This is a genomic window from Hallella mizrahii (genome assembly GCF_009695775.1).
GTDB lineage: Bacteria > Bacteroidota > Bacteroidia > Bacteroidales > Bacteroidaceae > Prevotella > Prevotella mizrahii.
Genome location: NZ_VUNG01000010.1, coordinates 1 through 14180, shown reverse-complemented (window position 1 = coordinate 14180; position 14180 = coordinate 1). Strand labels below are relative to the sequence as shown.

General features: G+C 52.6%; 8 protein-coding genes and 1 tRNA gene. 7 read left to right on the top strand and 2 right to left on the bottom strand.

Annotated elements, in window-relative coordinates; translation table 11 throughout:
- Window positions 1-435: 435 nt before the first annotated feature.
- On the bottom strand, window positions 436-4242 hold the full coding sequence (locus FYJ73_RS05700; RefSeq protein ID WP_206081704.1) for a two-component regulator propeller domain-containing protein: 3807 nt from the start codon (window positions 4240-4242) through the stop codon (window positions 436-438).
- A gap of 202 nt (window positions 4243-4444) precedes the next feature.
- Here FYJ73_RS05700 and uxaC point away from each other — a divergent pair, with 202 nt between their 5' ends.
- The 7 genes from uxaC (at window position 4445) to FYJ73_RS05665 (ending at window position 13576) form a co-directional block, all read left to right on the top strand.
- Window positions 4445-5860 (top strand): glucuronate isomerase, encoded by a 1416-nt coding sequence (gene uxaC, locus FYJ73_RS05695; protein WP_154533746.1) that lies wholly within the window; start codon window positions 4445-4447, stop codon window positions 5858-5860.
- An 84-nt stretch (window positions 5861-5944) separates the two neighbouring features.
- A complete protein-coding gene (locus FYJ73_RS05690; protein WP_154533745.1) occupies window positions 5945-6967 on the top strand; it encodes a PfkB family carbohydrate kinase in 1023 nt (340 codons plus the stop codon).
- A gap of 93 nt (window positions 6968-7060) precedes the next feature.
- The gene (locus FYJ73_RS05685) at window positions 7061-7738 is read left to right on the top strand and encodes a bifunctional 4-hydroxy-2-oxoglutarate aldolase/2-dehydro-3-deoxy-phosphogluconate aldolase (RefSeq protein WP_154533744.1); all 678 of its coding nucleotides are present in this window, start codon (window positions 7061-7063) and stop codon (window positions 7736-7738) included.
- Window positions 7735-9192, top strand: coding sequence for an MFS transporter (locus FYJ73_RS05680; protein WP_154533743.1), 1458 nt, complete (start codon window positions 7735-7737; stop codon window positions 9190-9192). Before FYJ73_RS05685 ends, FYJ73_RS05680 begins: the two co-directional genes overlap by 4 nt.
- Window positions 9193-9301: 109 nt before the next feature.
- Entirely contained in the window at window positions 9302-10789 is a 1488-nt protein-coding gene (locus tag FYJ73_RS05675) for a tagaturonate reductase (protein WP_154533742.1), read from the top strand.
- A gap of 4 nt (window positions 10790-10793) precedes the next feature.
- Window positions 10794-12293 carry a UxaA family hydrolase gene (locus FYJ73_RS05670; RefSeq protein WP_154533741.1) on the top strand — a complete coding sequence of 500 codons (1500 nt, stop codon included), beginning with the start codon at window positions 10794-10796 and terminating at the stop codon, window positions 12291-12293.
- A gap of 17 nt (window positions 12294-12310) precedes the next feature.
- Entirely contained in the window at window positions 12311-13576 is a 1266-nt protein-coding gene (locus tag FYJ73_RS05665) for a DUF4861 family protein (protein WP_206081703.1), read from the top strand.
- Window positions 13577-13759: 183 nt separating this feature from the next.
- Here FYJ73_RS05665 and FYJ73_RS05660 read toward each other — a convergent pair.
- Window positions 13760-13834: transfer RNA gene (locus tag FYJ73_RS05660), tRNA-Arg, on the bottom strand.
- Window positions 13835-14180: the final 346 nt, after the last annotated feature.

Sequence of the window (14180 nt, the reverse complement as noted above, 5' to 3'; positions counted from 1 at the left end):
CGCAGCAGAAGGCAAAAGAGGAGCCAGCACTACGAAAGAGGGGGGTAGTTGCCTATGTTTTAAAACGAAATCAAGCCCTTCTTGCCTATGTTTTAGAAAGGAAACAAGCCTTTTTTGCCTATGTTTTAGAAAGAAATTAAGCCTTTCTTGCCTATGTTTTAGAAAGAATTCATGCTATTCTTGCCTATGTTTTAGAAAAATATGCAGACACACACGACATAGAGTCCCTCACACCAGTCTACCGATCACTTCAGACAGGCTATGCCGAAGACGTGGAACGTTATGCCAAATTACATCCAAGACGGTTAAGATGGAGATAACACTCTCGTAACATGCGGCTTCCATCTTCCATGATTTGGGACCTGCTGGAATTGTTTAACCAGCATTTTACTCCCCTCTCCTTTGGAGAGGGGTATGGGGGTGAGGCTTGTCCTTTTACGCTTCCTCCTGCTTCTGCTTCATACGGCGGTATTCCGACGGTGTCATTCCCGTGGCCTTACGGAAGCATTTCGAGAAATACTTAGGATCAGAGAATCCAACGGCATAGGCGATCTGTGAGAAGCTGTCCTTGCTCTTGGCCACCAAAAGCTCGGCACGCTGCAAACGGATGTGCCGGACAAACTCCACAGGCGGCATGCCCACGATCGATCTCATCTTGCTGTAGAAAGCAGTACGGCTGAGGTTGACCTCGTCGGCCATGTCCTCCATGCGCAGGGTTGGGTCGCTGATGCGTGCCTCGAGGAATGCCATGAGCTTGTCCATCATCACCTTGTCGGCATCGATAATCTCGGGAGCACTCAACCGGTAGGGCGTAGACTCTACTTTGCCGGGTTTCTGCTGCTCAGCATCTGCCGGCTCTTCCACGGCCGGGTCGGTGAGCTGTTGGAGTGCCTCTTGTTGCAGACTATGACGTCGGGCAATGATGTTGGCCACGCGCTCACGGAGATAAGTAGCCGAGAAAGGCTTGGGGATATAGTCGTCAATACCCTCACGCAGACCCTGCAGGCGATCTTGCATAGAGGCTTTGGCACTGAGGATGATAATGGGGATGTGGCTGGTAGATGCGTCCTGCTTGAGCTGATGCACCATTGCCAGTCCGTCCATGACAGGCATCATCACGTCTGAGATGATGAAGTCGGGCAGTTGCTTGCGTGCCGTCTCCAAGCCCTGCAGGCCATTGTCGGCAGTGAGCACCGTATAGTCGGGGCTGAGGATGGTAGAGAGGAAAAGGCGCAAGTCGGCATTGTCCTCGACGACGAGAAGCGTGGTGCGCTGTCCATGGTCAGGCTCAACGTTGTCTGGAGCAGCACTCTGCTCAGCATTGGAGAGCACAAACGGCGCGTTGGTGTCGTCGACGAGGTAGGTGTCGGAGTTGTGGTCGTAGTGGAGCATGTTGTCGACAAGAGCGAGCATGCTCTGGCTATTGCGTCGCACCATATCGAGCAGTCCATGTCCACGCTCTGATAGCGACTCGCTCTTGAGCACCTCGGTGACAGGTCCTCCGATAAGCGTCAGCGGGGTACGGAGCTGATGGCCAATGCGAGTGAAGAACTCGGCACGCATACGTCCCATCTCGGTTTGCATCTTCATGCGTTGCCGCTGGTTGATCAGATAGAAAGCAAGGAAGACCAGGACGCCACCGACGATGATATAGAAGCACCAGCCCATCCACGATTCCCAAAAGGTGGGATGGGCATAGATGACGAGTGCCCGCGTATTGTTCTGCCACACGCCGTTGGCATTGGTGGAGCGGACGAGGAGGCGCAGATGGCCGTGGGGGATGCGGTTGAAGGAAGCACTGTGCATGTCGTCGACATAGTTCCATTTGTCGCCGTCGCCCTCAAGCTGATAGGCATATTTGACCCGGCTCGCACCAGCATAGTCAAGGGCAGAAAAATAAATGGTCAGGCTACGCTTGTCGCTCGGCACTTCCAACACGGACGAGTTAAGAATGGCTTGCGGCTGATCGTCGCCCTGATAGCGCACACTGGTAAAGGCAATGCGCGGCACCACAGAAGAGTTGCGCAGGTCGCCCGGTGCAAACGAAATGGCACAGCCATTGCACGCCATGAACAGATTGCCGTCATCGGGTCGGCAAAGCGGTTTGGCCTCGGAGAACTCCACAGGATAGCCAATGTCTTGCGCACTGAATGTGGAGAGAATGTTGTGTTTACGATCGTATTTGTCGATGGTAGTCTCTCGAACAAGCCAGATGCTGCCATGACGGTCCTCAACCATAGCCTGTACAAGCCCCTCGTCGGCAGTGACAGAAGCTATCGTCGTCAGATGGAGATTGTTACGGAGCAGCCCGTCGTCGGTGACTTCCTGTACGCCGCCCCCCATGATGTTGACAAAGACATGACCGTCGTGGGTGGGCAGAGCCTGCAAGACGGTGCCGCTGGAGAGCGAATGGTCGTCGCCACTACGGGGCGAGGTGGTGAAGAAGCAGAGACGTTGCAGCGACATGGATCTACCCGAAAACGTAATCAGCCCCCCATTGGTAGCCACTACCATCTCGCCACGATGTGTCTCGGCAATACGCCGCACCTTGAGGAAAGCAAGGCGAGGATAGCTTCTGAAAAGGTTGTTGACGTTGATGAAGCGCACCGTGCCGTCTTTTTGTTGTTCTACACAGTTCACGCCACCACCATAAGTGGCGATCCACAGACGATGGCTGCTGTCCTCAAAGATGTCGTAGATGTCGTCATTGCTAAGACTCCAACGGTTTTGCTGATCATGGACATAGCGGTTCATGGCTTTGCCGTCCCAGCAAAAGAGTCCCTCGCCCTTCGTGCCTATCCACATCCGTCCCTTGCTGTCTTGCTTGATCGAATAGACGCTGTGGGCAAAACCTGTCGGAAGGTTTTGAAGTGCACCCGACGGCGTGAGATAGCCTTTCAGTCTTCCTTCATGGTCATAGACGGCCAGACAACCTTCGCGATCGCCTGCCCAAAGGTTGCCGTCACGGTCAAGACACAGGGCGCGCACCTCTTGGTTGACGACCATCGGCAGCCGACGCACGCGATGCCGACGAAAATGCAGCATCGAGAGATTGCGTTCGCCCGAGAACCAGAGGTTGTGTTGGTTGTCGACAAACGATTTCTTGATCAGCGGTATGCAGGCATCAGCCGTCTCACCGCTATACAAAGGATAGGCTACGAGGCTGTGAAGACGCTCATCGTAGTAGCTGAAAGTACCGCCACGGGGCACGACCCAAATGGTGCCATATTCGTCTTCATGGAAAAATGGCGCACTGCTGGTCGTACGAAGATAGGATTGCTGCGGTTCGGACTGCAGCCATTCACATCGGTCACCGTCAAGCATGGCTACGCCATCGTTGGACGAGAAAAGCCAGATACGCCCACGACGGTCTACAAAGATCTTGGTGATGGCGGCAGAGGAGAGTGCTGGATGGCGCAACGGAAGTTCACGCAGACGCTGATGATCCAGCACGAACAAGCCGCGCGAAGTACCCAACAGCAGGCTGCCGCGCCAGGCGCAGACGGCATTGACATGAAGATCCTTCATGTCCGTGCAGTGTTTTTGGAAAGCCTTGCCATCCTTGCCGACAGAGACGACACCGCCATGAGCACTGACGAAATAGGTACGGGATCCCATCCGCTCCGTAAGGATGGCGGGGAAAGCGCAGGCTTTTCGTGCCTTGTCGTCGAGAATGGCTTTGCCCGAAAGCAACCACTCATGGCCATAGCCGTCGACAAGTGCCTGACGGATGTCCAAGCCGCGATATATGGCAATGCCGTCGACCGACTCCACATGATCGTCTGTAATGCGGAGCGTAAGCCTCGGTGCGCCCTCGCTGGTAACCCATGTGTGGCCGTCGGATAAAGAGAAGATACGGTGAAAACGTACGGGCTGACGGACGGAGGAATCGATGAGCCGGTTGATGTTGACATAGGCACACCGTTCCGTGTCGAAGAGATAGAGTCGCCGGTCGTAGGTCGTCACCCACACATCATTGCGGTAATTGGTATGGAGGGTGTAGATGCGGTTGCTCGTCAGCATGTCGCCCAGCCCAGGCATACTGCGGAAGGTGGTGAAGCGATAGCCATCGTAATAGCAGAGTCCACTCCACGTGCCGAGCCACATCAGTCCGTCACCGGTCTGTCCGATGCCGGAAATGACGTTAGCGGCCAATCCATCACGCAGCGAGAACGTACGCACATCGCAATAAGGTTGGGCAAATATATCATAGATGCAGCCAAGCTGCAAGATTAAAATCAAAAAATACTTTCTGAACATGTTATATAGATAAGGATAGCTATGATGGCTATGCAAAGATAATAATTTTCCACCTATTGACGCAAAGAATACAACAAAAAATGGATTTCGAACGATTTTATACCTTTACGAACAAAAATCCCACCCGCTATTCAGAAACTATTTATTATCTTTGCAGAAACAATCAACCAATCTCAAAAAGCAAATGAAACAATTCATGGATGAGAACTTTCTGCTGCAAACAGAAACTGCACAGAAACTCTATCACGAGCATGCTGCCAAGATGCCCATCATCGATTATCACTGTCATCTCGTTCCTCAGCAAGTTGCCGAGAACAAACGATTCCGCACCATCACGGAAGTGTGGCTCGGCGGCGATCACTATAAGTGGCGCGCAATGCGCAGCAACGGCATTCCGGAGAAATACTGTACTGGCAAAGACACCAGCGATTGGGAGAAATTTGAAAAGTGGGCAGAGACGGTGCCTTACACGTTCCGCAACCCCCTCTACCACTGGACCCACCTGGAACTGAAAACGGCTTTCGGCATCAACAAGCGCCTCAACCCGGAGACAGCACGCGAGATCTTTGACGAGTGCAACGACAAACTCGCCAACGATCCCGCACTCACACCGTGGGGACTGCTCAATAAATATAATGTGGAGACGGTGTGCACCACCGACGATCCTATCGATGACCTCCACTATCACAGCATCGTGGCAAAGAGCGAACTCAAGACACGCATGCTACCGGCATGGAGACCAGACAAAGCCATGGCACCGGAGAGCGCACTGGCTTTCCGAGAATATGTGGAAAAACTCTCTGCCGCTTCGGGAAAGAATATCAGCAACTTCCAGGACTACGTGGACGCTCTGCAACAACGTCACGACTTCTTCAGCACCATGGGGTGCCGTCTCTCCGACCACGGCATCGAGGAGTTCTATGCTGAAGAATACACCGACCAGGAGATCAACGACATCTTTGATAAGGTCTACGCCGGGAAGGAACTCTCACACGAAGAGGTGCTGAAGTTCAAGAGTGCTATGCTCTATGTCTTCGCCGTACAGGACTACGAGGCCGGATGGGCGCAGCAATACCACTATGGTGCCATCCGCAACAATAACACACGTATGTTCCGCCAACTCGGACCCGACACTGGCTTCGACTCCATCGGCGAGTTCAACACGGCAAAGAGCTGCTCGGCCTTCCTCAACCGTCTCGACTTAGAGGGACATCTGACCAAGACGATACTCTACAACCTCAACCCCTGTGCCAACGAGGTGATGGCTACGATGCTCGGAAACTTCCAGGACGGCTCGATGCCCGGCAAGATCCAATGGGGATCGGGATGGTGGTTCCTCGACCAAAAGGATGGCATCACCAAACAACTCAACGCTCTGTCGTTGCTCGGACTGCTAAGCCGATTCGTCGGTATGCTCACCGACTCACGCTCATTCCTCTCCTATCCACGCCACGAATATTTCCGACGAATTCTCTGTAACCTCATCGGCAACGACATCGAGAACGGCGAGATCCCTTACGACGGCTTTGAGGAGAAGCGCGTCAACCAAATGGTGGAGGACATCAGCTACTACAATGCAAAGAACTTCTTCAATTTCTAAGCGAAGACAAGAAGGCTTGGTTTGCGCAAACGCTTCTTTGTATTCGTATATATTATATTAGCAATTATCAAATATCAAGAGAATATGGCAAAAATAGTAACATTGGGCGAGCTCATGCTGCGCCTGTCTCCAGAAGGCAACGACCGATTCATACAGAGTGATCACTTTCGTGTGATCCCCGGAGGTGGTGAGGCCAACGTGGCCATCAGCCTCGCCAACTACGGTCACGATGCCGACTTTGTCACCAAACTCCCTAAGCACGAAATCGGACAGCTGGCCCTCAACGCCATGCGCCGCTATGGTGTCGGCACAAGCCACATCGTACGTGGCGGTGAGCGCGTGGGCATCTACTACGCTGAGACGGGAGCCTCCATGCGCCCCAGCAAGGTCATCTACGACCGAGCACACTCTGCCATCGCTGAGGCACGCCCTGAGGAGTTTGACTTCGACGAGATCTTCGAGGGTGCTCAGTGGTTCCATTGGTCAGGCATCACGCCGGCAATCAGCGACAACGCCGCCGATATCGTGAAGGCTGCCTGCGAAGCTGCCAAGCGCCACGGCGTGACAGTGTCGGTAGACCTCAACTTCCGCAAGAAACTCTGGACGTCGGAAAAGGCTATCTCCATCATGCGCCCGCTCATGCAGTACGTCGACGTGTGCATCGGCAACGAGGAGGACGCTATGCTCTGCCTGGGATTCAAACCCGACGCTGACATTGAAGGCGGTAAGACCGACGCTGCCGGATACCATAAGATCTTCGAGCAAATGGCAAAGACCTTCGGATTTAAATATGTCGTCTCCACACTGCGTGAGTCTTACTCCGCTACGCACAACGGTTGGAAAGCACTCATCTATAATGGTGAGGAATTCTATGAGAGCCGTCACTACGACATTGAGCCGATCATCGACCGCGTAGGCGGTGGTGACTCCTTCGCCGGCGGACTCATCCACGGACTGCTCACCAAGCCTACTCAGGGCGAGGCCCTGGAGTTTGCTGTCGCAGCCTCTGCACTGAAGCATACCATCAACGGTGACTTCAACCTCGTATCGAAAGAGGAGGTGGAGAGTCTCGCCGCAGGTAACGCCAACGGTAGAGTCCAGCGATAAACAATAAAAAATATACCACCGTACGGACAATTCATTGTTTGCCCGTACGATGGTTTCCTATCATTTCCATCAACCAATATCATTACTACAATCATGGCTAAATTTGACAAAATACAAGTTCTTCAGAAAATCGGAGCCACCGGTATGGTACCCGTATACTATAATGCTGACGCCGAAGTCGCTAAAAAGGTAATCAAAGCTTGCTACGAAGGTGGCGTGCGCGCCTTTGAGTTCACAAACCGTGGCGACTTTGCACACGAAGTATTCGGCGAACTGGTGAAATGGGCCGACAAGGAATGCCCTGAGCTGGCCTTGGGTGCCGGCACTGTCGTCGACGCTCCTACCGCTGCACTGTACATTCAGCTCGGTGCGAACTTCATTGTAGGTCCGCTCTTCAACCCCGACGTGGCTCCGGTATGCAACCGTCGTCTCGTCCCCTATTGCCCGGGCTGTGGCACCGTCAGCGAGATCGGCAAGGCTCAGGAGCTGGGTGCCGACCTGACCAAGGTGTTCCCCGGCGATGTCTATGGCCCACGCTTCATCAAGGATCTCATGGCTCCCTGCCCCTGGTCGAAGATCATGGTCACTGGCGGCGTGGCTCCTACACAGGAGAACCTCGAAGGATGGATCAAGGCCGGTGCCTACTGTGTGGGCATGGGGTCGAAACTCTTCCCAAAAGAGGTAGTTGCAAAGGGCGACTGGAACGCTATCACCGAGCTCTGCAAGCAGTGCATCGACATCATTCAGAATGCTAAGAAGCAACGCGCATGAACGGAAGTACTATCAAAAACGATGTAAAGACGAACTGGAGATGGTATCTCTGTGCACTCCTCTTCGTCGCCACCACGGTCAACTATCTCGACCGTCAGGTGCTCTCGCTGACATGGAAGGACTTCATCGCCCCGGAATTTCACTGGACTGATAGCGACTATGGTATGATCACGGGATGGTTCTCGCTGTTCTATGCTGCGGTGAGCCTCTTCGCAGGTACTGCCATTGACCGCTTGGGAACAAAGAAAGGCTATTTGCTCGCCATCATCATCTGGTCTGCAGGTGCCTGCCTCCATGCAGGATGTGGATGGCTGACGATGGAGATCGAGGGTCTGGACAGCGTGGAGGCACTCCACGCCGTGAAGCAAGGCTCCGCACTTGCGCTCTCTATCTCTACCATTTCTGTATATCTCTTCTTGGGCTGCCGCATGATCCTGGCCATTGGTGAGTCGGGCAACTTCCCCTCTGCCATCAAGGTGACGGCAGAATATTTCCCGAAAAAGGACCGTGCACTCTCCACGGCAATCTTCAACAGCGGTGCTTCGGTAGGCGCACTGGCTGCTCCGGCTACCATCCCGTTCATCGCCAAGGCATGGGGATGGGAGAGTGCATTCATCATCATCGGTGCGCTCGGCTTCATCTGGGTGTTCTTTTGGTTGGAATGGTACGAGAAGCCCGAAAAGTCCAAGCATGTCAATGCGGCTGAGCTTGCATACATCCATCAGGACGACGAGAAGGAGGCTGACAAGGCAAAGGCTGACGAGAAAGCAGAAAAGACGATACCACTGCTCAAGTGTCTCACCTATCGGCAGACATGGGAGTTTATCGCCGGTAAATTCTTCACTGACGGTGTGTGGTGGTTCTACCTGTTCTGGGCTCCTGCATACTTTAGCGATGTCTACCACTATCCTTCGGCCTCAAAAGAGGGCGCCACGCTCATCTTTATCCTGTATTTCATCGTCACGGTGGTCTCTATCTTCGGTGGCTATCTGCCTAAGTTGTTTGTGGAGAAGCGTGGCATGGATCCTTACGGCGGACGTATGCTAGCCATGCTCATCTTCGCCTTCATGCCTCTGACGGCTCTGCTGGCTCAGCCACTCGGGCAGTATGGTGCTATCTTCCCCGCTGTCATCATCGGCATCGCCGGTGCCGGACATCAGGCATGGTCGGCCAACCTCTACTCTACTATCGGCGACATGTTCCCCAAGTCAACAGTTGCTACCATCACGGGCGTGGGTACCATGGCCGGTGGCATCGGCTCCTATATGATCAACCAAGGTTCTGGTATTCTCTTCGACTATGCCGAGAAAGCTGGCAGCTCGTTCTCCTTCCTGGGCTTCGAGGGGAAACCTGCTGGGTACATGATCGTGTTCTGTATCTGCGCGGTGGCCTATCTCATCGCCTGGTCGATCATGAAGACTCTTGTTCCGAAATATAAGAAGATCGTACCATAACGACTCCTTATTGATATAGTACACATTATTAATATAGTACACATTGGACCACCTCATATAAATAGGTGGTCCCATTTTTACTACACCTTATTTTATATATACTGAATCTATGACTAACAATATTCTCAACAGACACACGGCTCCGAAAGCAGAAGCACCGGAGCGTGTGATACAGTTTGGTGAGGGTAACTTCCTCAGAGCGTTTGTGGACTGGATGATCCAGGAAATGAACGACAAGACGGCATTCAACGGTTCTGTCGTCATCGTGCAACCACGCGAGCGTAACCATATCGAGACATTACGTGCACAGGACTGCCTCTACCATGTCAACCTGCTCGGACTGAAAGGCAACGAGCAAGTAAACACCTGCCAACGAATCAGCAGCGTCAGCCGCGCACTGAATCCCTATACACAATACGACGCGTTCATGGCACTGGCCGAGCAGCCCGAGATGCGCTTTGTCATCTCCAACACCACAGAGGCCGGTATTGCCTTCGACAACACGTGCAAGCTGAGCGACACACCGCCTGCCTCCTACCCCGCCAAACTCACGCAGCTGCTCTATCGCCGCTATTCTTGTTTCAACGGCGACACTAAGAAGGGACTCATCATCCTGCCTTGTGAGCTGATCTTCGGCAACGGACATCACCTCAAAGATTGCATCAACCAATACATCGACTTGTGGCACGATGACCTCGACGACGCTGAGGGATTCCGCAAATGGATTGCCTGCTGCTGCCCAATCTGCACCACGCTTGTCGACCGCATCGTCAACGGTTATCCCCACAACGACGAGCAACAACTGTGGCAACGTATCGGCTACAAGGACGCTGCTATGGTGCAAGGCGAGATCTTCCACCTTTGGGTCATCGAACACGACAAGAATATCTCCATTGAGCAACTTGACGAGGAGTGGCCGGCACGCAAAGCTGGTCTCAACGTAGTACTCACCGACAACGAAGCTCCTTATCATCTGCGCAAGACAACGCTGCTCAACGGTCCGCATACTGTCCTCTCGCCTGTGGCTTTCCTCTCCGGCATCAATATCGTCAGAGATGCCTGCAACGATGAACTCGTCGGGAAATTCATCCATCAGGTCATGTTCAACGAACTGCTGCCGACGCTCGAACTGCCACAAGACGAGCTCACACGCTTCGCCGAAGACGTGCTGCAGCGATTCAAGAATCCCTATATCGACCACCAGGTGACCAGTATCATGCTCAACAGCTTCCCGAAGTTCAAGACGCGTGACCTGCCTGCCCTGAAGCAATACACCAAGTTGAAAGGTGAACTGCCCAAAGCCATCGTGCTCGGTCTCGCTGCTATCACCACTTATTATAAAGGTGGCACACGCGAAGACGGCACGGCAATCACTCCCAACGACGATCCGGCAATCCTTGAACTGCTCCAGCAACTGTGGGCTTCTGCCGATTGCCATACCATCGCTGAAGGTGTGCTCGGCGCGCAAGACTTGATTTGGAAAGAGCAAGGTAACCTCAATGACATCCCCGGACTGACTGACTTGCTGGCTTCCTATCTACAGCAGATACAAGAGTCGGGCATGAGAAAGACCATTGAGACGGTTCTCAACAAGTGATAAGATGAAACAGGCAATTAAAATCAACCCTACAGACAATGTCGCCGTAGCCATCAAAGCAATGAAGGCCGGCGACATCGTTGACATCGACGGCTCTGCACTCAAACTGGTTACTGACGTGGTGCCCGGACACAAGATAGCTCTCCATGACATCAAGACGGGAGAGATGATCGTAAAATACGGTTTCCCTATCGGACACGCTATCCACGACATAGCAAAAGGAGCCCTGCTCGATGACCACGACATCAAGACAAATCTCAGTGGTGAGCTGAACTACGACAACATCCACATTCAGCCACAGAAAAAGACAACACCGCATCCCGATGCTTCCTTCCAAGGTTATCGCCGCTCCAACGGACTGGTTGGTGTGAGAAACGAGCTGTGGGTAATCCCTACGGTAGGCTGTGTCAATGGTATTGCACAGAATATCGTGGAGGAAGTAAAAGCACAGACAAATAATGGTGAAGGCGTAGATGCCATCGTGGCTTTCCCGCATAACTACGGTTGTTCACAACTCGGTGAAGATAATGAAAACACACGCCATATCCTTCGCGACCTGGTGCTTCACCCAAATGCTGGTGGCGTGCTCATCGTAGGACTGGGATGTGAGAATAACCAACCGCACGAGTTCGTAAAGTTGCTCGGTGACTACGGCCACGACCGCATCAAACTGCTCGTCTGCCAAGAAGTGGAAGGCAACGAAGTGGAGACGGGCACAGAGATGCTGATGGAGCTCTATGACAAAGCACGCAACGATCAGCGAACTGCTATTCCGGCTTCTGAACTGCGCATCGGACTGAAGTGCGGCGGCAGCGACGGCTTCTCAGGTATTACAGCCAACCCTCTCGTAGGTGCTTTCAGCGACTGGCTCTGCAATGAGCAGGGGGGGACCACGGTTCTCACTGAGGTTCCTGAGATGTTCGGCGCTGAAACTTTGCTCATGCAACGTTGCATCAACGAGCAGGTTCTTGATGATACAAAACATCTCATCAACAACTTCAAGCATTACTTCCTCAGCCACGGCCAGCCCGTGGGCGAGAATCCCTCACCTGGAAACAAAGCTGGTGGCATCTCTACACTGGAAGACAAAGCATTGGGATGCACACAGAAGTCGGGATCATCACCCGTTTATGGAGTCCTCGGATATGGTGAGCGACTGCAAGGTCACGGCCTTCATCTGCTCTCTGCTCCGGGCAACGACCTCGTCGCAGCAACAGCTTTGGCTGCTGCCGGATGCCACATCGTGCTGTTCACAACAGGGCGTGGTACACCATTCGCTACCGCTGTGCCGACCTTGAAAGTATCTACCAACACTTCTCTCTACAAGCGCAAAGGCAACTGGATTGACTTCAACGCTGGCAGCATCGTGGAAGACAAGAGTATCACAGACCTTTTGCCCGACTTCATCCAAACCGTCCTCGATGTGGCAAGTGGTAAAAAGGTAAAAGCTGAGCGTAACGGAATCCATGGCTTTGCCATCTTCAAGAATGGTGTGACGCTCTAAATATAATAATGACTGATATGAGATTTTCCCCCTCTAATTCTTTCATAGGCAGCATGATGCTCGTAGGCTCTCTCCTGTTCTCGCTACAAGCAGTCGGACAGGACAAGACTGTGACCGTGACACTGCAAAATCCTGGTTATACGATTTTGCAGCAGTCACCCGTGGAGATTCCCGGTATGGAAGGCTATCGCTCTGCCCGCGTGACTGTAGACGGCAAAGAAGTACCTTCACAAATGGACGACTTGGATGGTGACGGAGGAGCTGATCATCTGTTCTTCCTCGCCGATATAAAGGCAAAAGGACCGAGCATGGCTACCATCGCGCTATGGAGAAAGACAATGCCAAACACCTACGCCAAACGTACCTTCGCCGACATTCTCCTGCGCAACAGCAAAGTGAAGGCAAAGAACAAGCACGACATCTATCTGAGTGAGTTCGCCTCGCTGCGGGGTACCAATCCCTTCCCTGTCATCCATCAGCATGGTGCCGTACTGGAGAGTGAACTTACTGCTTACCGTTTCTATTGCAGTCCACGACAATCGGTCGACATCTATGGTAAGCGCAAAAGGCAGTTGGAACTCCACGACACAGAGTTCTATCCCGACTCAGTACAGCTGGCTGCTGGCTACGGCGACGATGTACTTGCTGTGAGAGATGGCGTAGGCGTCGGAGCCCTCAACGGTTGGGACGGCAAACAGCCCGTAGGCTTCACGGACTGTGACAGCCGCCGCCAGCGCATCGTTGTGAACGGGCCTCTCCGTAGCATCGTTGAGATCACGGACCAAAATTGGAAACCTACACCAGAAGCCGAGCCGCGCACACTCACTACCCGCTACACGATGATCGCAGGACACCGTGACTGTAAAGTGGACGTAAGAGTTTCCGTACCGAAAGGTTTCAACCTCACCGACCAAATACGCGCCACTCCTTATTTTATAGGTATTACACATATCAAGGGTCAACAAAGTTGGACAAACGGCCATGGCCTGCTCGCCAACTGGGGCACCGATTATCCAGTCACGGGTAAGGACACGCTCACACATAAAAAGGAAACCGTAGGCTTGGCGATCTCCATTCCTCCAGCCAATATTCTCCAAACCGTTCATACCCAGTACGACGACGGCTATCTCGTCTCTATCCCCGGCGGTCATCTCGTCTACTACATCGCTTTCTGTAGCGACAAAGAGGAGCAAGGCTATCACAGTGCCGACCAATGGTTCAGTGCCTTGAAAGCCTGGAAAGCAAAAGATGCAGTGTCTTTGAGAGTCAGAAAAGCCAAGTAAGGTTCCGCACGTAGGAAGGCTGGTGAACCAAGGTAGCCCCTGTCCCTAAAAGCCGGGCAAGACGAGGACGCCCCCCAAAAAACTTGTAGCAATTAGTGCTGCGTTCTGTTCGCCTCTGCTTTGCAGAGGCTATCCCTAAAAAGAATGAAGGGCTAAGCAACGCTCGTTGCTTAACCCTTCATGTGATTCAGCCGGGGTTCGAACCCGGGACCCGCAGCTTAGAAGGCTGCTGCTCTAATCCAACTGAGCTACTGAACCAAGTACTTTTCATTAAAGTAGATGCAAAGTTACTAATTATTATCAAGAAAGCAACACTTCGTCACCTAAAATCTAAAACTATTATTAATATTTAACTAATCCTTCTCTTCCCCATCTCAAAGCCTTTCTTTCTAAGAAAAAAAAGCAACCCGACAAGCCAAAAAAAGGAAGCCATTCGCTCTACATGACATATTTTTTTTATATCTAAGCCATTCGCTCTCCTGTTTTCCTATTTTGCGCCACCCAAGACCGATTTTATGGTCAGTTAGATACAGTTCTCTCAAGACGCGTTATTTTTTAGCGTCATTTTGCAACACAATGTCGTATAATTCCTTTTGTTTGCTGT